We start from the raw sequence: 23,408 nt of genomic DNA on the forward strand, positions 1-23,408 counted from the left end.
TTCTTGGTATTCAATACAGGCAAAATGCCGGATAATTAGCGTATTTCCGTCATATTGACTGTGACGCCTAAAAAATCCGCAGGGTTAGCCAATACTCTGACTTTATAACCCTATGGATTTTAAGATGTTAACCTACGCCCTCGCCACCCTAGGAGCCTAACTTGGATAAGTTCGATACCGCTATTGTTAACAGCTTACGTCAAGATGCACGCCAAAGCGTGTCGCGCATTGCCGAACAAGTCAATCTGTCCCGCAGCGCCGTTGCCGAGCGGATCAAAAAACTGGAGCAAACTGGGGTGATACGGGGCTACCAAGTATTACTCAGCGAATCTCAAAAAGAAGGTGTTTCTGCATATTTTGAGATCCAACACCAATGCCCACGTTGCGCCGATGTGGTGCCCGTATTTCAGGCTATTCCAGAGGTGATCACTTGTCGTGGGATTTCTGGGGAGATGGATTTGCTCGTCTATGTCCACGCACCCTCGATGCGACGCTTGCACGAGATCCGTGAATATATTGACACCCATACGGATATCATCAAGATAAAAACCCATGTGGTGATGAGCGAGTGGATCAATAATTTGGGGGAGTAAAGCTAAATCGAGTCGCCCCCAAACAAGAAACGCCACCCCTAAGGAATAAAGGTGGCGAGGCCCTTGTGGAGGCAGGGCAAAATACCTAAGTGTCAAATGTGGCCTCCTTTCCCAGCGACCTCCCTGTTACAGCGGACAGTGACAAGATAATCAACCCTCAATAACTCAGCCAATGCTATTGAGAGTGCTATCTCACAGCGTTTCCTTAGACACTGCTTTTCACTACCCACCGATATCCTACACACTCGTATTCATTTGCTTGTAAACACTTTTCCTCTTTTTTTAGGCGACCGTCATCTGGCCGGTGTAGAGGATAAAGTTCCGTAAAAGTAACACACCTATCAGACTCAAACACGCGGTTCCCGCCACATAGGCCCATTTACGCTTCGAGGTTGCCGTCATAAACAAGTTCATCGCAAGCGGCCCAGACAAACCAAGACCCACTATGCCTATCCAGAATATCCAGCCCCAGAAGCCATATCCTATGGCATTGAAGGTGGCTAGTTTACTTTGGCCGCCGGATAGCACCAGCCCCATAAAGAAGGTGAAAATCAGCACTATTTCTACCAAAATCAGCGGGATTTCTACTCTATGGATAAAGTGGACCTCCTTAGCGTTGGGGTTACCATTGAGTAGCACACCGCCCAGTAGGGATGATGCCGCCCCCGAAGACAGCCCCGATGCCAAAAACAGCAGTGGCAACACAGGGTTTTTCAACATAGGGTAACCAGGAAGGGCCGACAGCAGGAATCCCGTATACGCCCCTAACGCGAGGGAAAAGATCACCAATAGCCCTGTTATGGTTGCCTCAAAGCGGGCTAAAAACGCCGTTAGCTTAAGCACTATTGGGAAGCGATTCTCACACCAAGCATCGATAGGTTTGCGGAAAATAAGACCGATCCACATAAACATAAACACTTGGTAAATCAGTAGAATAAGCACACCCATCGACATCACAGACGTTGGATTATAAAACACCAAAATCTTCCAGAAATCGAATGGCTTAGTCAAATCCAGTACGAGAATGCCAAGCCCAGCCATCACGGCCACGGGTGCAACAATGCAAGCCGCCTGCACAAAGCCAGACTGATAGGCATTATGTTTAAGCACAAAATGTTTGAGTAATACCGCAAAGAACATGGCACCCGCGGATGCACCTGCTAAAAACAGGTAAATCGCAATCGGCCAATGCCAGACTAAAGTATCAAAATGTAGGGCGCTCATATTGTCACCTCCCCTGATTTAGCCACGATTCGGAACAACTTAGGCCGAGTACCGAGATCTACCTTAGCGCGTTGGGTCGGATTGGCCTTAAGCACTTGCACCACCTCAGAGGTCGGATCCTTTAGATTGCCAAACACTAATGCCTTAGTCGGACAGGCTGCCACACAGGCGGGTTGTTTCCCCTGGGCAAGGTTAGTCTCACGGCAGAAGTCACACTTATCCGCCGCATGGGTGACGGGATTGATAAAGCGAACTTTGTATGGGCAGGCCGCAATACAATATTGGCAACCCACACATTTCCATGAGTCCACAGAAACAATCCCCGTTTCCTTATCGATAAAGGCGGCACCGGTCGGGCACACATTGACACAGGGCGCATCCTCACAGTGTTGGCAGGATTTACGGCTGAAATGGTAATACTGATCAGGGTATTCACCAAAGGGACCAGTTTGCTCTATCTTGACCCGTGAAACACCCTCTGGCACATGGTTAGTTTCGCGGCATGCCACCTCACAGGCTCGACAACCAATGCACTTAGTTTCATCGTGGATGAGCGCATATTTCACATTGGGCTGCGCCTTCACTTCACCCGTAGCATTCACTGTGGCGAGCAGTGTTGCACCAGAAGCGCCGGCTAATAAGGCACAAGTGCCTTTTAGAAATCTTCTTTTTGAATTTTCCATAACCTTACTCCTGCTGGCCTGTATGGCAATTGCGGCACAGCTCACTGCGAACTTTTGGCGTCATATCGGCCATAGGTTCAGTTGGACTATGTAATTTATGGCAGGCAGCACAGGGCACCTTTTTAGCATGTACATTATGTGTCCAATCTGCATCACTGAGTTTTTTCTTGGTGTGACACTTTTGACACACCCCAAGCTGTACTGGGAGTTCTGACCCATCTTGCATACCAAAGACCACGAGGTCATTGGGTTTTTTAGGGTGGTCACCCTTTTCTCCATGACAGCTGGAACAGGTCATTTTCATCGCATCTTGGCCGTGATGCCCTAACATTTGACCGTTACGCTTATGACACTTCATACAAGTATCACTGTTGATTTGATTGGCTGGCTCAGCACTCGTTGCGGCAAAACTCAACAGTAATGCTGCAAGACCTAAGCGTAACGACCACAGCCATTGTCTTGTCGACATAGGAAGTCCTCACATTTGTCTATAGGGGGAAGTAGAGGGGAGAGTCAGGGTTCGGAATCCTCCGAACCCGACGGTCGCGATCAGACGGCTAACGCTTGCTTTAGACTTTGAGGATCCCACTGTTTGTGCTGATTCATTTCAATAAAACCAATATTGAACTTGCTAAACAGTTTCTTCAGTGGTGAGTTGGTCTCTTTGCCAAAATCACTGATCACCATTTTCACTTCTGATGAGTCGTGGTCAATCAACACATAGTCGAGTCGACATTCATGACTTAAATCAGCATCATGCTGGTCCATGTCAAATACAGTGTCTAATGGGACATTACAGCAAACATCGTATTTACCTTCGACAACAGTCTTTAGTGATTTAAAAAAGTTGAAACTTTGCTTATCAAATAACACTGGTTTAAGTTTCATTTCATGATGTGCTTCATCAGGATCTGCTCTAAAAAACTTAATGCAAGTCATGACAAACATAACAAACACGAAAGGTACAGCAACGAATAGTACGAAGTACATAAACGCATAGCTGAGAATGACTGAAGTATTCATATACGCCTCCAAAAACTAATTTATATTTTTGTTATCTCCTTTAAAGCAACTTCAGTATTATTGGTAATCACTTTTATTTTTTTGACATCCGTCACACTTGCAAATAGCAATTTAAACATAAACAATAGGTTAAGACTTAAGACACATTGCTACTTAACGCAAATCTTAAATGCACATATTGATATCTGTTAATCCTAAGAATGAAATTCACATAGTTAAATATTAGAAAGAGAAATTTCAAATTAGCCTAAAACAACTTTTAAAATATAAAAAACAAAAATTAAAACATCAGATTCCAGACGGATAAATATAAGATCCTAAACTTGGGATATGATTCACATTACCCTCATTATTTAACACTATACTTAGTTGCAAATTAACGTATTCACTCAATATTAAGGAATATAAAAAATGCATATTAGCAACATGGATTGCCTCGATATTCTGAGTTTGAAAATACTTGTTTCATTATATGAAAATAAGTCTGCAACCTATGTATCTAAGGCACTTGACATCCCAGCCCCTAAAATAAGCCGCAGCCTTAAAAATCTGCGGGAAGTCTTTGGTGATGAATTATTTATTCGGCGCAAATACGGCTTATTCCCAAATGAGTTTGCAACCCATTTATATCCAATCGCAAAAGAAACCATTGAGTGCACAGATAAATTTCAGAAAGTACGCGCCGCCAATACCCGCCAGGTAAAAACCCATGTTGAAATTGCCGCGCCGGGATTAATCGCCTATGCCTTCCCTAAGGCTCTGATGCAGGCGATTAAAGAAGAACAGAAACAAATGCATATCAACATTACCCCTTGGTCAATGCATACCACCCAGGACATTATCAATGGCGACACTACCTTAGGCATTTGCTGTAACAAGAGTACCGCCGACGTTGCCGCCTTTGGCGATAAACTGCTGACAACCACGTTGCACCACATGGATAAGGTTTACCTTATCGCTAGCCGTAATCACCCGATCTTTAAACGGGAAATTACCCTAGAGACCATTGCAGAGTATCCCTATGTGAATACCGATTTTGGTAGTCCAAGTGCTAAACCCAGCCCATACCAAGAGTTTTGCATCAATAATGGCATCAAACTCAATACTGAAATTACCATTACCAGTATTTCAAGTTTGTTTGAATACCTAGGGGAAAGCCAAACGATATCCCTATTACCCTATAGAGTTGTCTATGAAATGGTGAGTGACATCCCTGAATTACACACCTGCCAATTGTCGCAACTCGAGGCGGAACGCCTATACGCCAATACAGAGGTGCCAACTATTTTCCTTGTCCAAAAGAACCTACCCAATAAGGTCAATGATGATCTGACGTGGCTAAGTGGGCAGATTAAGAAAATCGTCGATAACATCATCTAGCTAAACCTTAGGTTGTAGCGACTCATCACACTCGAGGTGACAGGCATACCTTGCCTTAGCTTAGGCTCCACCTCACATCCTATGTGCCTGAGATTTGTTAACCCAAGCATACATCTTAGGGCATAAACGCGTTACACTAAGCCCATCTTTATCCTGATAGATTTAGCTATGCGGACCGAAAATACAGCCACACTCAATCTTATTTGGGGCGCACTTATTCTTGAGGAACTGGCACGGCTAGGGGTGCAGCATATATGCATGGCACCCGGCTCCCGCTCAACACCATTAACCCTCGCAGCGGCAAAACAAACCAAGCTTAAACGCCATTTACATTTCGATGAACGTGGACTCGGCTTTATGGCTTTGGGTCTGGCAAAGGCCAGCCGTGCCCCGGTTGCCATCATTACCACCTCTGGCACTGCGGTGGCAAACCTGTATCCCGCGATTGTTGAAGCTTGGCTGACCCATGTGCCTTTAATCGTCTTAAGTGGCGATCGGCCGCCCGAGTTACTGGATTGCGGGGCCAATCAGGCTATAGTCCAACCGGGTATTTTCGCTAATTACGCCAAGCAAGTGAATTTGCCCACACCGGATGCCCATATTGCACCACAGGCCCTATTAACGACAGTGGATGAAGCCGTCGCCAATCAAACTCGCCCAGTGCACTTTAACTGCATGTACCGTGAGCCTTTGTACCCGAGTGAGCTAAATGCGATGCTCCTCGATGCCGACTCGCCCTATCTCAGGCCATTACACACTTGGCTACAATTGGCGCGCCCTTACACTCAATATGGCAAATGCCGTCAAGTCAGCAGCCCGAGTGACGATGCCATTATGCGCTTTGTCCATGGCAAGGGGGTTATCGTCGCGGGCACATTAACCCCCGAGCAGGATCCTGAGCAGTTGATTGCACTATCGCAGAAAATCGGTTGGCCTTTGCTCACCGATGCACAATCACAACTGCGCCAACATCCCGCCGTCATTGGCAATATCGATCAATTGCTGCAGCATCCTAAGGCGCGCAATTTATTGCAGGAAGCGGATCGCGTACTGGTGTTCGGTGGCCGCTTACTGTCTAAGCGCTTGATCAGCTATCTGGCCGAGCAAAATTGGCACAGTTACTGGCAAGTTTTACCCGAGCAGGACAGGCTAGATCCCAGCCACAATGCTAAACATATTTGGCATGCCAATGCGGCACAATTTGCCATATTAAACTGGTATCGCTCCTCCTCGGCAAACTGGGCGAATACGTTAATCACCTATAATGATGAATTACATAACTTATTTATCCGCAATATCGATCAAGGGGAATTTGGTGAAGCCCAGGTGGTGCGCGCCATCGCCAACACTCGCCCACTAGAACAACAACTGTTTATCGGTAATAGTCTGCCGGTTCGCTTATACGACATGTACGCTCCAGTGAGTTGTTGCACCACCACGACTTTTACTAATCGCGGCGCCTCGGGCATCGATGGCCTACTCGCGACGGCCTGCGGTATTGCTGCCCACGAGGGCAAGCCGACTAGTTTGATCATTGGTGATTTATCCCAATTACACGATCTTAATTCGCTGGCCATCGCCAAGAGCCTATCCAGCCCGCTGGTGATCGTTATCCTCAATAATGATGGCGGCAATATTTTTAATCTATTGCCCGTACCCAATGAACAAGTGCGCAGTGATTATTACCGCTTAAGCCACGGCTTAGAATTCGGTTATGCGGCGGCAATGTTTAATCTTCCCTATAATCAAGTGGATAATCTGGCGGATTTTCAGGATAGCTATAATGAAGCGCTGGATTTTCAAGGCGCTTCGATCATCGAAGTCAGTGTGAGTCAAACCCAAGCCAGCGACCAAATCGCCGCGCTCAACCTGTGGGTGAAACAAAGCTAATGCCGACCTTAGCCCGTTACGGTGAAACAACCCTGCCGACCTTAGTGCTACTGCATGGCTTTTTAGGCACTAAGGCCGACTGGTTGCCGCTAATGCCCAAGCTCAGCCAGCACTTCCATTGTGTATGCCTAGATCTAGCGGGCCATGGGGATAATCAAGCTAGCATCACGGCAGAAATGGAGGATGGTTCTAGTTTTTGTGTCCAAGATATTATCGCCAAGCTCGATAGGCTTAACATTAGTCAGTTCCACCTCTACGGTTATTCCCTCGGGGGCCGCATTGCTTTGCATCTTGCGAAGGCTCATCCCCAGCGATTACTGAGTTTACTGCTTGAGTCCTGTCATCCTGGACTTAACGATCTGCAGGAAAAAGCCGCACGAATCAAAAATGATACCTTGTGGGCCGAGCGTTTACTTAAGCTTAGTAGCATAGATTTTTTAAATTTATGGTATCAGCAACCCGTGTTTACCGATATGACTGCAGCCAAACGTAAAACAGTGGTCGAGAGACGAGCAGCCATGTTAGATCTGCATCCTAAACAGATGCTTAAAGAAGTATTCTTAGCCACCTCACTCGCACGCCAAGCCTCTCTGTGGGATGTGCCTTCGCAACTTGCCTGTGAATGCCATTTCTTTGCGGGCAGTCAAGATGCCAAGTTCCACGCCCTCGCCCAAGAGTGGCAATTGCACGCGCCTATTCTCATCCACAGCATTAACGGCGCCGGACACAACATACACCAAGCCGCTGCCGAGGCATTAACCTCAACAATACTTAAGCTGCTAGGGTAAATACCTGAATTAAAATGTAGGAAATATATGATCTTAACTTCGCTTAACCTGTATCAATATCGACTACCACTCGATGTCTTACTGCCCGTGGGTAAGCAACGCATCGACCACAGGGCCGGATTAGTATTACAGGCAAGCGCCAGCGTCGAAGGGGAACACAGACAAGCCGAAGTTGAAATCGCGCCACTCTCTGGCATAGATATCGATGAACAAATCTTAGTCGGATTTAGCCGCGAAACCCTAGCCCAAGTGCAAACGGCGTTAACTGAGTTATTACCCCAACTCTGTGGCCAACATATCGATGCCCTGTTGGAATGCGCCGAACACAGTCCCTATCCTTCCCTGGCCTTTGGTTTAAGTCTGTTACATGCCAAGTTAATGGGCAAACTCGACGCGATCCGCCCACAGACTGCCGTAGTCCCTTTGATTTATCACCCAACAGATGTGGGCAAAGACTTACTCGATAGCAAGATCGCCGCCCTTGGAATGGACATTCATGCGGTGAAAGTCAAAGTCGCCCAAACCTCCATCGAAGATGAGCTGCGTCTGATCTATGGGATTTTAAGCACTCGATCCGATCTAAAACTGCGTCTAGATGCCAATCGTGGCTTTACCTTAGAGCAAGCCATCACCTTTGCCGCAAGCCTGCCCCTAGATGCCATAGAATACATTGAGGAACCTTGCCAAAACCCGCAGGATAACCTGCCGTTTTATCAAGCGATTGGTATGCCCTACGTCCTAGATGAATCCCTTAACGATCCCGATTATCGGTTTGCGATGCAAAATGGCCTAGCTGCGCTCGTCATCAAACCTATGTTGCTCGGCACCATAGAAAAGCTCGCCAATTTAATCGATACCGCCCAGAGCTATGGTGTGCGTTGCATTATCAGTTCGAGTCTTGAAAGCAGTTTAGGCATTAGCGATCTGGCCCATTTAGCGACGATTCTCACGCCCGATGAGACCCCAGGACTCGATACCCTCAGCGCCTTTAGCCAAGATTTAATCGTGTCATCGGGCAAGAAGCACTGCCTCACACTGTCGCAACTGGAACCCATTGCACAGTATGCCGTTGATTCAAAATCACAAAGTGCTCTTTATGCTGCCAAGAGTGAGGAAAGCTAGTTTGTCTGACACCCACAGCCCAACGTCGCGAGCACTGTCCCCCGTGCATCGAGCCGCGCTTATGTTTCCTCAGCAGACGGCAATTAAGTTGGCGGGACAAGACATAAGTTACGCTGAGCTTAGCCAACGCGTTATCGCCCTGGGTGAACAATTAAGGGCGGCGGGTATCATTGAGGGTGAGCCGCTCGCCTGTATTGCAGTGAATAACCTCGAGATGATTTGCCTCTATTGGGCCTGTATCGATATCGGGGTAATCTTTTTCCCGATTTCGCCCCGTTTCCCACTTGCGCAGATCCAAGGTTTAGCCGATACCTATCGGATCCGCTACTTTTGGAGTTCGGAGATTTCTGCGCTACAGAACTGTCGTCAATTAAACTTACATTTTAATAGTGAAAGCTGTGGCTTAGTTCAACCGATTGATTTTGCACGTCCCGCCAATGTGGTTTTAACGTCGGGCTCTAGCGGCTTTCCAAAAGCGGCTGTGCATTGTTTAGCCAACCATATTGCCAATGCCGAAGGCGCTCGCAGCTTAATTCCACTCGAACAGGGCGACGCTTGGCTGCTCTCCCTGCCTTTATTCCATATCGGCGGCCTTGCGATATTGAACCGCTGCGCCTTAGTTGGCGCCTGTGTTGTGATGCCAGATCAAACGCTCAGTCTTAGCCAGCAGATTGACCAAGATAAGCTGACCCACATGTCTTTGGTACCAGCACAGCTGAGCAAGTTATTAGCCGATACGAACAGCCAACTTAACAGTATCAAAGCCCTATTGCTCGGTGGCGGCGCAGTCTCACTAGACTTACTCGCGCAGCTTAAGCAGCGTAACATTGTGAGCTACACGAGTTACGGCATGACAGAAATGGGCTCGCAGATCACCACAGGTCCCGCCTTAAGCGACGGCAGCAGTGGCAAGTTACTTCCCAAGCGTGAGCTTAAAATCGAAGACGGGGTGATTTGGGTGCGCGGCGAATGCCTGTTTATGGGGTACCTGACAGCAAACTGCATAGAAAGCAGTGTTGATCCCGATGGCTGGTTCTATACCAAAGACAGGGGCGAATGGGACGAAAATGGCAATCTGCACATCCTCGGCCGCATCGATAATATGTTTATCTGCGGCGGTGAAAATATCCAACCAGAAGAAATCGAAGCGGCACTGAAACAGCATCCAGAAATTGATGATGCCATCGTCTTTGCACAACCCGATCCCATCTTTGGCAACCTACCCGCCGCCATTATTCGCGGCAGCATAACCCGTAATATAGGTGCAAAAACCGCTGAGCTAGAAGCCTTTCTCGCCGACAAAATCGCCCGTTTTAAAAGGCCAAGACATTATTACCCTTGGCCTGAAGATAGCGAACAAACAGGGCTTAAGGTGAATAGAAAGACCCTAGTTGCACACATAAACCAGATTTGAGCCATAAAAAAACCTGCCGTAGCAGGTTTTTTATGGCTAACTCACTTTAGATCAAAGCGAGATGCTAATTAGGCTTCCATACAAGCCTTCAGTTTGTTCATGGCATTTTTTTCGAGCTGGCGAATACGCTCAGCCGACACTTGGTAAGTTTCTGCCAATTCCTGCAGTGTGGTTTTATCGTCATCTAACCAACGGGCGCGCAGTATGTGCTGGCTACGTTCGTCTAAGGTTTTGATGGCCGATAATAAACGACCTTGAGCGTTAGATTCCCAGTTATCGTTTTCGATATTTTCGGCTAAGTCCGACGAATGATCTTCGAGATAATGCACCGGCGCGAAGTCCTGTTCATCATCGTTATCACTGGTCAAGTCAAATGCGGGATCCTGCGCCGCCATACGTGATTCCATTTCGGTCACGTCAGCCTTAGAGACCCCTAGATTTTGAGCCACCATAGTGACTTCTTCATCGCTAAACCAACCTAAGCGTGTTTTCGCTTTACGGATATTAAAGAACAACTTACGTTGTGCTTTAGTGGTTGCGACTTTCACTATGCGCCAGTTTTTTAGCACATATTCATGAATTTCGGCTTTAATCCAGTGCACCGCAAAGGATACTAGACGTACGCCAACATCGGGATCGAAGCGTTTTACTGCCTTCATCAGACCAATGTTGCCTTCTTGGATCAAATCCGCCTGTGGCAGACCGTAACCTGAGTAGCCCTTGGCAACGTGCACGACAAAGCGTAAGTGCGACATAATCAGTTGCTTCGCTGCTTGCAGATCACCCGTTTCCTGCAAACGCTTGGCTAACTCATACTCAGCCTCAGCGTCCAGCATGCTAATGCTAGTCACTGAATGGATATAAGCTTCTAGACTACTACTGCCCTGTGGGACTGTCAGTGCCATTGATTGCGTTTGAAAGGTCATTCGCGCTCCTACTTTCTTACTAATTACTTATCAAATATAAGTCGATTACATTCCCTGATGATACAAAACCACCACAGGAATGAGCTGACGAACTATCGGCTAATTGACAGAGTATGTCAACCTTCACCCGTCTAGAGGTTACATTTAACCCCGATGAATAGACATTGCAAGTGAACAAAAGTTCATCGGCTACGTATTTCATCTCTTTATTTTTAGCTTAACAACCTGATACTTAAGAGGGTTCTATCGCCCTTAGATGTTGCCTTACGGATAGATAAGAACCCAGCCAGCCCAAGAAAGAGGCTAGGCCGACTAATTGTAGCAGTTCCATAAAAGTCAGTGACTTCATTTCCAACTGACTACCGTATAGTCCCAATAGCTCTGCCAGGGCAGAATCGAGATACCAAACGAGCAAGTTAATGATAATCCAAGCCAATATGCCGCCTATCACCCCATACCAAATCCCAGTATAAAGAAAGGGACGCTGGATAAAAGATTCTGTTGCGCCCACTAATTTCATCACCTCTATCTCGGTGCGGCGGTTCATAATCGCGAGTCGAATGGTGTTGCCAATCACCAACACCACAGCCAATACCAATAACGCAGCAATGGCCATCACAGTCCGTTCCAGTAAGCGCACCACGGCCTGCAAACGCTCAAGCCATTCAATATCCAAACGACCAAAACTGATCTCGGGCTCACGCTCTAATTTAGACAGTAGTTCGCGGGCACCTACGGGCGTGGAGTATCTTGGTGTCGGTGTCACTGTGATCACTGCGGGCAGCGGATTTTTATCGAGGTAAGCTAAGGCTTCACCAAAGCCCGATAGGCGCTGAAACTCCTCTAGGGCCTGGTTACGGTCGATATACTGCACTTTATCCACTTCGGAATAGGTACGAATACGTGTCAGTAGGCTCTGGATGGTCTGATCGCTGCGGTTTTCATCGATAAATAATGAAATTTCAGCCGCACTGTTCCACGAACTGGTAATAGTCTCGGCATTTTTCACTAAGACTTGTAATGCTGCTGGCAAACTTAAACTGACGCCCAATACGGCCATGGTCATCACGGATGAAACGGGGTTACGCCATAGCTCACCCATACTCGCCATAGCCTGCTGCACATGGCGAATAAAGAACATCACGATTCGACCCGAGATAGGTAATTTACTGCGGGTTAGCTTAGCATTGTCACTCATAGACCTTCCCTCGGTACTGCGGAACTGGTGTGAATGCCTTGATGCAGCTCTTGGGCGCCTATCATACGGCCTTGTTTTAGGGTAAAAGTACGATACTTCATCCGCGCAATCAGCCCCAGATCGTGGGTCGCAATCAGTACACTCGTCCCCGCATCGTTAAAGGTTTCAAACAGGCGCAAAATATCCATCGACAATTTAGGATCTAAGTTACCCGTGGGTTCGTCGGCGAGCAGTAGGGGCGGCTTGTTTACAATCGCGCGGGCGATGCCCACACGCTGCTGTTCCCCTCCAGATAACATAATAGGGTTATGGCGCTCTTTACCATATAAACCCACCATATCGAGCGCACCCGCAACCCGTTTGCGGATCTCGCCGTGGGAAAAACCTTCAATCACTAATGGCAAGGCGACATTGTCGAATACACTGCGGTCCATCAATAAATGGTGGCTTTGGAAGATCATGCCAATATTGCGTCTTAGGTAGGGCACGTGCTTGGCACTGATTTTGGCAATATCATGGCCGTTAATGGCAACCCGTCCCGTAGTTGCCCGTTCGATAACAGTGATCAATTTCAACAGCGTACTCTTACCCGCGCCAGAGTGGCCGGTTAAAAATGCCATTTCACCTTGCTGCAGGTGAAAATTCACATCTTCCAGCGCCATTTGGCCGCCGGGATAAATCTTACTGACCTGTTGAAAATCAATCATAAATTAGCTATCCGCCTTTTCTTGAGTGAAGAGGGCATCGATAAATTCTTTCGAATTAAAGGTACGTAAGTCATCAATTTGCTCACCAACACCAATATAGCGGATCGGTATGTTAAATTTGTCGGCAATCGCAAACACCACGCCGCCCTTAGCCGTGCCGTCTAACTTACTGATGGTAATACCCGTTACACCAACGGCTTCTTGGAATAATTGCGCTTGGCTAATGGCGTTTTGACCTGTGCTGGCATCCAGGGTCAACATCACTTCATGGGGCGCCTCTGGGTCGAGTTTCTTCATCACCCGCACGACTTTCTTTAATTCTTCCATCAAGTGCGCTTTGTTTTGCAGGCGGCCCGCGGTATCGGCGATCAATACATCTATCTTACGCGCTTTAGCGGCTTGCAACGCATCGAAGAGTACCGAGGCACTGTCGGCTCCCGTATGCTGGGCAACCACAGTAATATCGTTACGTTGACCCCAAACCTGTAATTGTTCAACCGCCGCAGCGCGGAAAGTATCACCCGCCGCCAACATCACCGACTTGCCCAGGGCTTGATACTGTTTGGCCAACTTACCGATAGTGGTAGTTTTCCCCACACCGTTGACACCCACCATCAGGATCACAAAGGGGCCACTCGCATTTTCGGGCACTAGGGGAATAGCAACCGGATCGAGTGTTTTTTGCAATTCATCCCGCAACAACTCGTATAGTGCCTCGGCATCTTTAAGCTGTTTGCGTGACGCATGCTCGGTCAAGTTTTTGATCAAACGCGTAGTCGTTTCGACGCCAACATCGGCAATTAGCAACTGTTCTTCGAGTTCTTCAAATAGATCGTCATCGATTTTCTTGCCGCGAAATAGGCCGATAAAACCACTGCCGATATTTTCGCTGGTACGCATCAAACCACGTTTAAGGCGGGCAAATAAGCCTTCTTTTACTGGCCTTGCCTGCGGTTCCGGCTGAACCTCAGCGGTGGGAATATCTTGTTCAGCCTTAGCTTGTGCTTGCTCGGCTGCTAATTGTTCTGCAGCTAATTGTTCTGCCGCAAGACGCACCGCTTCGGCCTGTTGCTCGGCTAAACGCTGGGCTTCGATTTGTGCTTGTTCTTGGGCGAAGCGTTCGGCTTCAGCCTTAGCTTGAGCTTGCTCGGCTGCTAATTGTTCTGCCGCAAGACGCGCAGATTCGGCCTGTTGCTCGGCTAAACGCTGGGCCTCGATTTGTGCTTGTTCCTGGGCAAGGCGTTCGGCTTCAGCCTTAGCTTGAGCTTGCTCGGCTGCTAATTGTTCTGCCGCAAGACGCGCAGATTCGACCTGTTGCTCGGCTAAACGCTGGGCATCGATTTGTGCTTGTTCCTGGGCAAGGCGTTCGGCTTCAGCCTTAGCTTGAGCTTGCTCAGTTGCTAATTGTTCTGCCGCTAGAGGCGCAGTGTCTTGTGTTGGAGTAACAACTGGAGTTTCAGCACCGACCTCATCCTGCGATTTATCTTTACGAAACCAAGAGAAAAAACCTTTCTTTGCCATGTGTGATCCCAGCGCTCTACTTCAGTGTTGAATGTAAAATAAGACCCTGACGTTATACCAGATTGCCTTAGCAATTACGTCCAAAAAGTCGGCAATTAACTAAGCTTGTTAAGCCATCTCACCTTTTAGTGGGACTTTGATATAAAATAGTGGCCTTTATTAAGGTGGCATAGTCTACCACTTTCTTTCTTCAGGCAAAATCACGGGGGAACTTTGATTAAGAACCGAGCGAGCAATCAGAGTGCGGCCAAACAACAGGCGAGCAAAAATCCAACGGCTAAAACCAAAATGGGGACTGGCCAAGTGCGGATTATCGCTGGGCAATGGCGTTCGCGTCGTTTACCTATTCAAGATCTCGAAGGTTTGCGCCCAACAACAGACAGAGTGCGCGAAACCCTGTTTAACTGGCTTGCCAATGACTTAGTTAATGCCCGAGTGCTCGATTGTTTCGGCGGCAGCGGCGCTCTAGCCCTCGAAGCCCTATCTCGCTATGCCAGTTTCGCCAAGATTATCGAATTGCAACGCTCTGCCGCCCTGCAATTGAAAGAAAATCTAAACACCCTAAAATGCGATAGGGCAGAGGTGATCAACGCCGATACCTTAGTCGTGCTGCAAAGGGGCTGCGAGCAAGGTTTCGACGTGGTGTTTATCGACCCGCCCTTTCGCAAGGGATTGGCAGAAAAGACGATTCAATTGCTAGACAGCCAAGGTTGGCTCAATGATGGCGCGCTGATCTATGTCGAAATAGAGTCTGAATTAACCACGCTGACTATTCCATCTAGCTGGAAAGCCTTAAAAGAAAAGAATGCCGGACAAGTGAGTTATCGCTTATATCAATATCAACCCGAAAACACCGCCGAGCCTATCGAAGATGAAAACCATGCCCTTGCTGATTAACTTAGGTAAAGCCATTACCCTGATCGCTTGGTTGATGATGGCCTACAACTTGGTCATGCCATTTGAAGGCAAGGTAGCGATTATTTTGAATATTTTGTTTGGTATTACCTGCATGATGCATTGCTTTCAAGTCGCCATCTTTCATATGCTGTTTAAAAGCTTGCTGCCATTAACTAAGCAGGATTATCTGCAAGTGTTTATCTTCGGCATTTTCAGCCTGTTAGCTTATCGGCAACGGGTGATGACTACAGCGAGTTAAGCTAACATTCAGACACCTTCAGGCACTCAGACACAGATAGCAAAAAGCCCTCAACAGAGGGCTTTTTAATGACTCACGATAACGCAAGTTAATCGCTAAACCTTATCCCTTTGGGTAAGGGTGAGCGATACCTTTATGACAGTCGATACAGGTTTTTCTGTCTTCTGGGGCTTTCTTGAAGTTATTGCTGTGCATTCTCACGGCCATTTTGCTCATATTTTCTGATTGGTTTTCATAAATACGGTTATGGCAGTTTTGGCAGGTTGAAGAATCGATAGAACGTAAATAATCACGTGCTAATTCGGCTTGTTCTTTACGATTTTCATCTAACCATGCTTGAGTATTAAAGCCATCGATAGTTAAGAAGCCAATAACATCTTTAGAAACAATGATTTTTTTCTTCAGGTATTGGAATGGTTCCTGTGCAATATGACATTGCTGACACTGAACCACGATACCGACACGGTTATTACCATGGGCTGATGCCATCACTTCATCTTTCAATGAATGCTGGCTGTGACAGCTCATACAGAATGCATCTTGGCTGGTTGCATGTAAGGTTGTTTGGGTTGCAAAGTAGCCCACAACACCGATAACAATACCGACGACCAGTAGCGCCAGGATTGAATATTTCGCGCTAGGTTTAAATAGTGCACGCCAGTTCATCACTCTATCTCCAAAAATTGCCAAAATTAGTTTTTATAAGACTAGTTTATGTTCTTTCATTTATTAGAAATTTGATTTTAAGCCTAAATCTGCCGATTAAATTAACCTTAAAAGCGCAAAATGAGACTTAGCTCTAACTATGGGGATGACAATTAGCTAAAACCAACTACACAGATCCATAAGGCACTTCAACTAAAGCTAATGCAATCATCACATAATCGCAAGTTATCGGTTATGGGATGGGATTTCCCCTTTGAGAATCAATAACTATTGAAATCATTTCTAAAAAATAGAAATGTGATCTGATCGACGTTTTGTTTAATTATTGAAGGCGAACAGAAAATAAATCATTAAAAATTAAAAATTTGAACCTTATATGAAACTTTATCGGGTTAACTAAGGTCTCTAAGGGTAAGCAATCATTTTTCCGAGTTATCATGGCTAAATTTTGGATCACCATAGCAGTGCTATTTTCACTAGTCGCCCAATCGGCGATGGTGAATGCTATGCCAACTTTAGCCAACACTGATAGCCACAGCAGTCAAACTATGCTGATGATGGACGCAGAAATGAACTGCACCATGCCAGATTGTTCTATATCCGATTGTTTGCAACACTGCCAAGATAGCATGACAAGCCATTGCCAAACCCATTGCCTATCATCACTTTTCCTTGAGCCCGCAGCGCTAAAACTGGCCTTCGCCAACCCATCAAGCAAACCTATTGCCATCCAAGGTTGGGCGATTCAAACTACCAATCTTGGACTCACAACACCGCCACCAAACTCCTCTTTGCTGTAATCGATCTTTTATTAACGATTAAATCAATCCAATACCCAGCGAAGGTGCCACCACGATTGTGCACTCTCGCGCTACAGCAAATTGTCGGAGTTTATTATGAAAACCACTTTATTAAATAAAACCTTAGTTGGCATTACTTTAATCATGAGCGTTATGGTTATCAGCATGACTGCAACAGCCGCCACCCTAAAAGGTACAGATACCCTCAGTGTCATCAGCCTTAATGGTAAAACGGTAAAGGCATTTAAACCTGTGCAGCTTCCTGAAGGTAAAGTGCTCGTTGAAGTAAAATATCAAGATATCTTTAATTACCGTGCAGATGACAGTGGCACTTGGGTGAAGTCTGAACCCTTATTCTTCTCCTTAGATGTTGCGCCGCAGGCGGACTACCAAATCACTAAGCCTAAGTTACCAAGCGAAGACGATGCCCGAGGTTTTATCAAAAACCCCACTATCCAACTGACCATTAATGGTACCGATACACTAAAACTGCCATTGCAAAACCATAGTCAGTTAATGGCGGATATGCTGGAAAGCCATTCATCAAAGTAATTAATCGGTAGGAGTTAAAAGCAGAGGCATTAGCCGAAATGTGAGTTAACGCATTGCAGCATAATGCCTCTATGCTAGAATCGAGCCGTTCATCATTTGGAATACTTATGCATCACACACTCGGTCGTTACTTTTTAGTCATGTTCACTTTACTCGCACTCGTCGGGCAAAGTGTTGTGTCTAATGGTCACGCCATGGTGCCACACACTATGGATATGAGTGCGATGAATCATGAAGCTTCCTCCCAAATGCACCATGCTGCCATGATGCAGATGAACACTGAGAACCCTTCTGACTCACATTCAATGGCCAACGCGGATTGCTGTAACGATAAAATGCTTCCCGGCGCGAAACAGCATTGCTGTGATGGCACCACATCATGTTCGAATGATTGTGGTCATTGTTTGACGATTTCAGTCGCTGGCACTCTATTCAGCCCACACCTCTGGCCAAGTGTGAGCATGAGCGATACTGCAATGGCCACTCCTATGCCTCATTTCCACTCTATCTCGTTATCTTCGGCCCTCAAGCCTCCGATAGCCTAGCCTCGCCGCCCTTTCAGGGCTAACCAAGCAAATTATTTATTTCGCCGTTTATTGTGGTGCACCAAACCTTAAGCACCCAGAGTTAAGCAAACACGTAGTACTGAGCCCGTATGCACTTGCTTGCATCGATTGCCCCTTCATGTTGAAAAACGAGGGATAAGCTCAGCACGTTATGCGCTCATATTCGGCCATTAATCCGATGGAGTGAACAATATGAAAACCTTAACTAATCTTGTCTTAGTGGTATTTTTAATGACCAGCACCAGTGTGTTTGCCACGGCAACCCCCCATGAGCATCAGCACGACAATGCGAGCACACAGCAACAAGCTCAGACCTATGCTTGCCCTATGCATCCAGAGGTTACAGGCGCTAAAGGCGACACTTGCCCTAAATGTGGTATGGACTTAGAGCCAAAAGCGGCGGAAGCAAAAACAGCTGAAGGTACAGTGCACAAAGCGCACGAACACCACTAAGCTAGGCAGGAGATGGAGATGAGGCATATGAACCAATTTAACCGAGTCAAAAAGCAGGCCCCTAAGGCCGTGCTGCTAAGCAGTCTAGTGATGGGAACACCTTGGCTGAGCCATGCTCAACTGGCGGACACGCAGCAACCCGTTGCGACCGAAATAGCGGCGCCGAGTCCTGCCAACAAGCCGAAAAATAATCCATTAAATCAAGTGAAAACTTACACTTGCCCTATGCATCCCGAAGTGATCAGCCATGAGCCGGGTCGCTGCCCTAAGTGTAATATGTTTTTAGTTGAGCAACAGGATGCCGAGAATCCTGCGGAGGAACATGCGGCGCACCAAGCCACAGATAATCCAATGACTGAGCCTAAGCAAACCTCGGCCGCCAAGGCGTCGAGTCAGGTATTCGACACACCAATATCTAAGGTCGACAACTTAGTCAAAGCGCAAAACCAAGGGGCGACAATTAAATATGTCTGTCCTATGCATGCCCATATCATCAGCGATGTCCCTGGCACTTGCCCTATCTGCGGCATGAACTTAGAAAAAGTCGAAACGGGTGGCAATACCCAAGAAATCAACATCAATGTATCCGGCAGTATGCAGCAAGCGTTGGCACTCAAAGTCGCCAAGGTTGAACGCGACACACTGTGGAAGTTTGTCGAAACCGTAGGTCAAATCGACTACGACGAAAGTCAGATCAGCCATATCCACGCCCGCGTCACCGGCTGGATTGAAAAGCTGGCGATCCAATCCGTCGGGGATCCCATCAAGAAAGACCAACTGCTGTATGAGATCTATTCCCCCGATTTAATCAATGCCCAAGATGACTACCTGCTCGCCATGGACACCGCCAAGGCAAACGGTCAAGGCCGCTACAAAGATTTAGTTCGCAATGCGGGCTTGCGCTTATCCTTTCTCGGCCTTAACGATAGACAAATCAAACAATTAGCGGAATCACATCAAACCCAATATCGCGTCCCTTTCTACGCTAAGGAAGACGGCATAGTTAAAGCCCTCGACGTGCGTGATGGCATGTACATTCAGCCTTCGACCGAAGTGATGTCTGTGGTGGATCTCTCCAAAGTCTGGGTGATTGCCGACGTATTCGAGAACGAGCAAAGCTGGATTGCCAAAGGCCAAAAAGCCGAAGTCGCCGTCCCCGCCATGAATATCAGTGGCATCGAAGGTACTATCGACTATATCTACCCTGAATTGGACCCTGTGACCCGTAGCCTGCGGGTACGGGTGGTACTCGATAATTCCGACGTCGATTTAAGACCCAAAACCTTAGCTAAAGTCTCGCTATTCGGCGGCCCAAATAAAGATGTATTAGTGGTCCCACAGGAGGCCTTAATCCAAACGGGTAAAGAAAACCGCGTGATCGTCAAACAGGCCGACGACAGTTTTACCGCTAAAGTCGTTAGGGTCGGCATGATGAGCCAAGGCAAGGCCGAGATAGTGTCGGGCCTCAGCGAAGGTGAACGGGTGGTGATTTCGGGGCAATTCTTACTCGACTCCGAGGCCAGCCTGAAGGGCAGTTTAATGCGTTTAAGCAGCGGTCATCAGCACTAGGAGCGCGTTATGTTGAAATATATTATCGAGGCGTCGATCAGGCAGCGATTTATGGTGTTGATTATCGCCGTCATGATCACCGTCTGGGGCGTACAAGAGCTGCGCAAGACGCCGCTGGATGCATTGCCGGATTTATCCGATGTGCAAGTGATCATTAAAACTCCCTACCCCGGCCAAGCACCTAAATTGGTTGAGGAACAAGTGACTTACCCACTATCGACCGCCATGTTAGCCGTACCCGGCGCCAAAACCGTGCGGGGTTATTCCATGTTCGGCGACTCCTACGTGTATGTGATTTTTGAAGATGGCACCGACATCTACTGGGCGCGTTCACGGGTGTTGGAATACCTAAGTCAGATCAGCAGCCGTTTGCCACAAAATGTGCAACCTTCCCTCGGCCCAGATGCGTCTGGCGTCGGTTGGGTGTTTGAATATGCGCTGGTCGATCGCTCGGGTAATTTGGACCTATCGCAGCTCAAGAGTCTGCAGGATTGGTATCTCAAGCTAGAGCTGCAAAGCGTCGCGGGGGTGTCTGAAGTCGCCACTGTCGGCGGCATGGAGCAAACCTATCAGATCGTACTCGAGCCCGATAAAATGGCGATCTATCAACTGGATATCGCCACCATTAAACAAGCCATAGATAAAGCCAACAGCGAAGCAGGTGGCTCAGTGGTTGAAATGGCCGAAGCCGAATATATGGTGCGCGCTAAGGGCTATCGCCAAACTCTGGAGGATTTCCGTGAAATCCCCCTTGGGATCACCAGTCCTTCTGGCACAGGTTTATTGCTCAAAGATGTCGCTACTGTACGTAAAGGTCCAGCCTCACGCCGCGGCATTGCCGAACTCGACGGCGAAGGTGAAGTCGTTGGCGGCATAGTCGTGATGCGTTACGGCGAAAACGCCCTAGCGACCATTGATGCGGTGAAGGCAAAACTCGAAGAACTCAAGGCTGGTCTACCCGATGGTGTGGAGATCATCCCAACCTATGACAGATCCCAACTGATCCTAAAATCCGTCGATAACTTGTTTAGCAAGGTCGTCGAAGAGATGTTGGTCGTCGGCTTAGTCTGTTTGCTGTTTTTACTGCATGCGCGCTCCACACTCGTGGCCGTGATCACCCTACCGCTATCTATCCTAATCGCCTTTATTGTGATGAATAAGATGGGTGTTAACGCCAATATCATGAGCCTTGGCGGTATCGCCATCGCCATCGGCGCCGTGGTGGATGGCGCGATTGTGATGATCGAAAACCTGCACAAGCATTTAGAGCATTTTAAGGCGGAACATGAGCGCGAACCCAATACAAAAGAGCATTGGCGCATCGTCACCGCAGCGTCGATTGAAGTCGGCCCAGCGTTATTTTTCTCTTTGATTATTATCACCTTAAGCTTTGTGCCTGTGTTTGCACTCGAAGCACAGGAAGGTCGCTTATTCGCGCCATTGGCCTACACTAAAACCTTCGCCATGGCCGCGGCGGCCTTCCTGTCGATCACCTTAGTACCGATCCTGATGGGTTACTTTATTCGCGGCAAAATCCCCAGCGAACGCAGCAATCCCATCAGCCGTTTCTTGATCGCGCTTTACCAACCTTCACTCAAACTGGTGCTTAAATTCCCTAAAATCACCCTGATGTTAGCCTTAGTCGCGCTGGCCAGCGCTTGGTATCCTATGACCCGCATGGGCAGCGAGTTTATGCCCGCACTCGAAGAAGGCGATTTGCTCTACATGCCAACGGCATTGCCAGGCATCAGTGCCAGCAAGGCCGCCGAAGTGCTGCAGCAAACCGACCGCTTAATCAAAACCGTGCCCGAAGTGGCCCGCGTGTTTGGCAAAGTAGGACGCGCCGAAACCGCGACCGACCCCGCGCCGCTGACCATGCTTGAAACCACTATCATGCTTAAACCCCATGACGAATGGCGTGAAGGCATAACGCTGGACGGCATTATTGCCCAACTACAGCAAACCGTAAAAGTACCAGGACTCACCAATGCTTGGGTACAACCCATCAAGACCCGTATCGATATGCTCTCGACCGGGATAAAAACCCCCGTCGGTATCAAAATCACCGGCGCCGATGTCAATGAGCTACAAAGCCTAGGCGCTAAGATTGAGGCTATCTTAAGTAAAGTGCCACACACTAAGTCGGCCTATGCCGAGCGCAGTGGCGGCGGCCGTTATATCGATATCAGCCCAAAACTCGATGTGGCCGCACGTTACGGTATGACGTTGCAGGATATTCAGGATGTGGTGCGTTACGCCATCGGCGGCATGGATATCGGCGAGTCGGTGCAAGGTGCCGAGCGTTACCCTATCAACCTGCGCTACCCACGGGAGCTACGGGACAATATCGAGAAGCTGCGCGAGCTGCCCGTGATCACTAAATCGGGGAATTATCTACCGCTGCGTAACTTGGCCGATATCGAGATCAACGATGGCGCGCCTATGTTAAAAAGCGAGAATGGCCGCTTAATCTCTTGGGTATTTATCGATATTGAAGGTACATCTATTGGTGAGTATATCGCCAGCGCCAAAACCGCCTTAGATGCCGAACTCGTCGTCCCGCCCCGTTACAGCTACAGCTTTGCGGGCCAGTACGAATATATGCAGCGGGTCGATGCTAAGCTCAAACAAGTGATCCCTATGGCGTTAGGGGTGATCTTCATCCTGCTGATGCTGACATTTGGTTCCACCATGCAGGCGAGTATGATCATGCTCAGCCTACCCTTCGCCTTGGTCGGCAGTACTTGGCTGCTATATCTGCTGGATTACAACATCTCAGTCGCCGTCGCCGTCGGTATGATTGCCTTAGCGGGTGTCGCAGCCGAGTTTGGGGTAGTGATGTTGGTGTATCTCAATAACGCCATCAAGCACAGGCAAGAGAAAGACACTTACCACAGCATAGAGGACTTAAAAGAAGCTTTAATCGAAGGTGCTGTGATGCGCATTCGCCCCAAGGCGATGACAGTGGCGACCATCTTCTTCGGCCTATTGCCCATTATGTGGGGCGCAGGTTCGGGTAACGATGTGATGCAGAAAATCGCCGCACCTATGGTCGGCGGTATGGTCACAGCGCCGATACTGTCGCTATTTGTCCTGCCCGCACTCTATCTACTGATTTACTCCCGTAGACTTAAAAATGAAGTTGAGCCCTCACATTAGCCGGGTATAAGTCTCACT

23 protein-coding genes are annotated in these 23,408 nt (G+C 47.9%); 14 read left to right on the top strand and 9 right to left on the bottom strand.

All coding sequences use genetic code 11. From position 1 onward, the window contains the following. Positions 1–161 precede the first annotated feature (161 nt). The gene (locus tag COW15_RS00230; protein WP_293628626.1) at positions 162–593 is read left to right on the top strand and encodes an Lrp/AsnC family transcriptional regulator; all 432 of its coding nucleotides are present in this window, start codon (positions 162–164) and stop codon (positions 591–593) included. Positions 594–875: 282 nt separating this feature from the next. Here COW15_RS00230 and nrfD read toward each other — a convergent pair whose 3' ends face one another. From nrfD to COW15_RS00250, 4 genes are all read right to left on the bottom strand, one after another. After that, positions 876–1,817 (bottom strand): cytochrome c nitrite reductase subunit NrfD, encoded by a 942-nt coding sequence (gene nrfD / locus COW15_RS00235; RefSeq protein WP_198781447.1) that lies wholly within the window; start codon positions 1,815–1,817, stop codon positions 876–878. Then, complete coding sequence (locus COW15_RS00240; RefSeq protein ID WP_293628627.1) at positions 1,814–2,500, bottom strand: 4Fe-4S dicluster domain-containing protein; 687 nt, start codon at positions 2,498–2,500, stop codon at positions 1,814–1,816. The genes nrfD and COW15_RS00240 overlap by 4 nt, the downstream gene beginning before the upstream one ends. A gap of 4 nt (positions 2,501–2,504) precedes the next feature. Continuing rightward, positions 2,505–2,969: a nitrite reductase gene (locus COW15_RS00245; protein ID WP_293628628.1), complete on the bottom strand. Its 465-nt coding sequence runs from the start codon at positions 2,967–2,969 to the stop codon at positions 2,505–2,507. 80 nt (positions 2,970–3,049) lie between these two features. After that, entirely contained in the window at positions 3,050–3,523 is a 474-nt protein-coding gene (locus tag COW15_RS00250; RefSeq protein WP_293628629.1) for a hypothetical protein, read from the bottom strand. A 411-nt stretch (positions 3,524–3,934) separates the two neighbouring features. Between COW15_RS00250 and COW15_RS00255 the strand changes: the two genes are divergently transcribed. The 5 genes from COW15_RS00255 (at position 3,935) to menE (ending at position 10,117) form a co-directional block, all read left to right on the top strand. After that, complete coding sequence (locus COW15_RS00255; protein WP_293628630.1) at positions 3,935–4,903, top strand: LysR family transcriptional regulator; 969 nt, start codon at positions 3,935–3,937, stop codon at positions 4,901–4,903. 168 nt (positions 4,904–5,071) lie between these two features. Next, positions 5,072–6,793, top strand: a complete 1,722-nt coding sequence (gene menD / locus COW15_RS00260) for a 2-succinyl-5-enolpyruvyl-6-hydroxy-3-cyclohexene-1-carboxylic-acid synthase (RefSeq protein ID WP_293628632.1) — start codon at positions 5,072–5,074, stop codon at positions 6,791–6,793. Further along, entirely contained in the window at positions 6,793–7,581 is a 789-nt protein-coding gene (gene menH, locus COW15_RS00265; RefSeq protein WP_293628634.1) for a 2-succinyl-6-hydroxy-2,4-cyclohexadiene-1-carboxylate synthase, read from the top strand. The genes menD and menH overlap by 1 nt, the downstream gene beginning before the upstream one ends. Before the next feature lie 27 nt (positions 7,582–7,608). Beyond that, entirely contained in the window at positions 7,609–8,703 is a 1,095-nt protein-coding gene (gene menC / locus COW15_RS00270) for an o-succinylbenzoate synthase (RefSeq protein ID WP_293628636.1), read from the top strand. Further along, on the top strand, positions 8,678–10,117 hold the full coding sequence (menE, locus tag COW15_RS00275; protein ID WP_293628933.1) for an o-succinylbenzoate--CoA ligase: 1,440 nt from the start codon (positions 8,678–8,680) through the stop codon (positions 10,115–10,117). The genes menC and menE overlap by 26 nt, the downstream gene beginning before the upstream one ends. 68 nt (positions 10,118–10,185) lie before the next feature. Here the strand turns inward: menE and rpoH are convergent, their stop codons facing one another. The 4 genes from rpoH to ftsY form a co-directional block, all read right to left on the bottom strand. Then, positions 10,186–11,043: an RNA polymerase sigma factor RpoH gene (gene rpoH / locus COW15_RS00280; protein ID WP_293628638.1), complete on the bottom strand. Its 858-nt coding sequence runs from the start codon at positions 11,041–11,043 to the stop codon at positions 10,186–10,188. A 232-nt stretch (positions 11,044–11,275) separates the two neighbouring features. After that, positions 11,276–12,241 carry a permease-like cell division protein FtsX gene (ftsX, locus tag COW15_RS00285; protein ID WP_293628640.1) on the bottom strand — a complete coding sequence of 322 codons (966 nt, stop codon included), beginning with the start codon at positions 12,239–12,241 and terminating at the stop codon, positions 11,276–11,278. Continuing rightward, a complete protein-coding gene (ftsE, locus tag COW15_RS00290) occupies positions 12,238–12,948 on the bottom strand; it encodes a cell division ATP-binding protein FtsE (protein ID WP_293628642.1) in 711 nt (236 codons plus the stop codon). Before ftsE ends, ftsX begins: the two co-directional genes overlap by 4 nt. 3 nt (positions 12,949–12,951) lie before the next feature. Continuing rightward, a complete protein-coding gene (gene ftsY / locus COW15_RS00295; protein WP_293628644.1) occupies positions 12,952–14,469 on the bottom strand; it encodes a signal recognition particle-docking protein FtsY in 1,518 nt (505 codons plus the stop codon). Between the two features lie 288 nt (positions 14,470–14,757). Between ftsY and rsmD the strand changes: the two genes are divergently transcribed. Beyond that, complete coding sequence (gene rsmD / locus COW15_RS00300) at positions 14,758–15,366, top strand: 16S rRNA (guanine(966)-N(2))-methyltransferase RsmD (protein WP_293628935.1); 609 nt, start codon at positions 14,758–14,760, stop codon at positions 15,364–15,366. Further along, the gene (locus tag COW15_RS00305) at positions 15,341–15,625 is read left to right on the top strand and encodes a DUF1145 domain-containing protein (protein ID WP_293628645.1); all 285 of its coding nucleotides are present in this window, start codon (positions 15,341–15,343) and stop codon (positions 15,623–15,625) included. Before rsmD ends, COW15_RS00305 begins: the two co-directional genes overlap by 26 nt. A gap of 102 nt (positions 15,626–15,727) precedes the next feature. Here the strand turns inward: COW15_RS00305 and COW15_RS00310 are convergent, their stop codons facing one another. Beyond that, a complete protein-coding gene (locus COW15_RS00310; RefSeq protein WP_007651987.1) occupies positions 15,728–16,291 on the bottom strand; it encodes a NapC/NirT family cytochrome c in 564 nt (187 codons plus the stop codon). 437 nt (positions 16,292–16,728) lie between these two features. On the opposite strand from COW15_RS00310, the gene COW15_RS00315 reads away from it, so the two are divergent. The 6 genes from COW15_RS00315 (at position 16,729) to COW15_RS00340 (ending at position 23,390) form a co-directional block, all read left to right on the top strand. Continuing rightward, positions 16,729–17,091 (top strand): hypothetical protein, encoded by a 363-nt coding sequence (locus tag COW15_RS00315; RefSeq protein WP_293628649.1) that lies wholly within the window; start codon positions 16,729–16,731, stop codon positions 17,089–17,091. 96 nt (positions 17,092–17,187) lie between these two features. Then, positions 17,188–17,643, top strand: coding sequence for a DUF2057 family protein (locus COW15_RS00320; RefSeq protein ID WP_293628651.1), 456 nt, complete (start codon positions 17,188–17,190; stop codon positions 17,641–17,643). A 107-nt stretch (positions 17,644–17,750) separates the two neighbouring features. After that, the gene (locus tag COW15_RS00325; RefSeq protein ID WP_293628653.1) at positions 17,751–18,188 is read left to right on the top strand and encodes a hypothetical protein; all 438 of its coding nucleotides are present in this window, start codon (positions 17,751–17,753) and stop codon (positions 18,186–18,188) included. 213 nt (positions 18,189–18,401) lie between these two features. Beyond that, positions 18,402–18,662: a heavy metal-binding domain-containing protein gene (locus COW15_RS00330; RefSeq protein ID WP_293628655.1), complete on the top strand. Its 261-nt coding sequence runs from the start codon at positions 18,402–18,404 to the stop codon at positions 18,660–18,662. A gap of 27 nt (positions 18,663–18,689) precedes the next feature. Continuing rightward, complete coding sequence (locus COW15_RS00335) at positions 18,690–20,231, top strand: efflux RND transporter periplasmic adaptor subunit (protein WP_293628656.1); 1,542 nt, start codon at positions 18,690–18,692, stop codon at positions 20,229–20,231. Positions 20,232–20,240: 9 nt separating this feature from the next. Then, positions 20,241–23,390, top strand: a complete 3,150-nt coding sequence (locus COW15_RS00340) for a CusA/CzcA family heavy metal efflux RND transporter (protein WP_293628658.1) — start codon at positions 20,241–20,243, stop codon at positions 23,388–23,390. Positions 23,391–23,408: the final 18 nt, after the last annotated feature.

This window comes from Shewanella sp. CG12_big_fil_rev_8_21_14_0_65_47_15, from assembly GCF_002783505.1.
GTDB lineage: Bacteria > Pseudomonadota > Gammaproteobacteria > Enterobacterales > Shewanellaceae > Shewanella.

Excerpts from the sequence above, each read along its gene's own strand:
- ftsY (WP_293628644.1), bottom strand. The coding sequence starts at position 14,469 with ATGGCAAAGAAAGGTTTTTTCTCTTGGTTTCGTAAAGATAAATCGCAG.
- COW15_RS00335 (WP_293628656.1), top strand. The coding sequence starts at position 18,690 with ATGAACCAATTTAACCGAGTCAAAAAGCAGGCCCCTAAGGCCGTGCTG.
- COW15_RS00255 (WP_293628630.1), top strand. The coding sequence starts at position 3,935 with ATGCATATTAGCAACATGGATTGCCTCGATATTCTGAGTTTGAAAATA.
- COW15_RS00315 (WP_293628649.1), top strand. The coding sequence starts at position 16,729 with ATGGCTAAATTTTGGATCACCATAGCAGTGCTATTTTCACTAGTCGCC.
- rpoH (WP_293628638.1), bottom strand. The coding sequence starts at position 11,043 with ATGACCTTTCAAACGCAATCAATGGCACTGACAGTCCCACAGGGCAGT.
- COW15_RS00250 (WP_293628629.1), bottom strand. The coding sequence starts at position 3,523 with ATGAATACTTCAGTCATTCTCAGCTATGCGTTTATGTACTTCGTACTA.
- nrfD (WP_198781447.1), bottom strand. The coding sequence starts at position 1,817 with ATGAGCGCCCTACATTTTGATACTTTAGTCTGGCATTGGCCGATTGCG.
- COW15_RS00310 (WP_007651987.1), bottom strand. The coding sequence starts at position 16,291 with ATGAACTGGCGTGCACTATTTAAACCTAGCGCGAAATATTCAATCCTG.
- menH (WP_293628634.1), top strand. The coding sequence starts at position 6,793 with ATGCCGACCTTAGCCCGTTACGGTGAAACAACCCTGCCGACCTTAGTG.
- menE (WP_293628933.1), top strand. The coding sequence starts at position 8,678 with ATGCTGCCAAGAGTGAGGAAAGCTAGTTTGTCTGACACCCACAGCCCA.
- COW15_RS00320 (WP_293628651.1), top strand. The coding sequence starts at position 17,188 with ATGAAAACCACTTTATTAAATAAAACCTTAGTTGGCATTACTTTAATC.
- COW15_RS00340 (WP_293628658.1), top strand. The coding sequence starts at position 20,241 with ATGTTGAAATATATTATCGAGGCGTCGATCAGGCAGCGATTTATGGTG.
- COW15_RS00240 (WP_293628627.1), bottom strand. The coding sequence starts at position 2,500 with ATGGAAAATTCAAAAAGAAGATTTCTAAAAGGCACTTGTGCCTTATTA.
- menD (WP_293628632.1), top strand. The coding sequence starts at position 5,072 with ATGCGGACCGAAAATACAGCCACACTCAATCTTATTTGGGGCGCACTT.
- ftsE (WP_293628642.1), bottom strand. The coding sequence starts at position 12,948 with ATGATTGATTTTCAACAGGTCAGTAAGATTTATCCCGGCGGCCAAATG.
- menC (WP_293628636.1), top strand. The coding sequence starts at position 7,609 with ATGATCTTAACTTCGCTTAACCTGTATCAATATCGACTACCACTCGAT.
- ftsX (WP_293628640.1), bottom strand. The coding sequence starts at position 12,241 with ATGAGTGACAATGCTAAGCTAACCCGCAGTAAATTACCTATCTCGGGT.
- rsmD (WP_293628935.1), top strand. The coding sequence starts at position 14,758 with ATGGGGACTGGCCAAGTGCGGATTATCGCTGGGCAATGGCGTTCGCGT.
- COW15_RS00245 (WP_293628628.1), bottom strand. The coding sequence starts at position 2,969 with ATGTCGACAAGACAATGGCTGTGGTCGTTACGCTTAGGTCTTGCAGCA.
- COW15_RS00305 (WP_293628645.1), top strand. The coding sequence starts at position 15,341 with ATGAAAACCATGCCCTTGCTGATTAACTTAGGTAAAGCCATTACCCTG.
- COW15_RS00325 (WP_293628653.1), top strand. The coding sequence starts at position 17,751 with ATGCATCACACACTCGGTCGTTACTTTTTAGTCATGTTCACTTTACTC.
- COW15_RS00330 (WP_293628655.1), top strand. The coding sequence starts at position 18,402 with ATGAAAACCTTAACTAATCTTGTCTTAGTGGTATTTTTAATGACCAGC.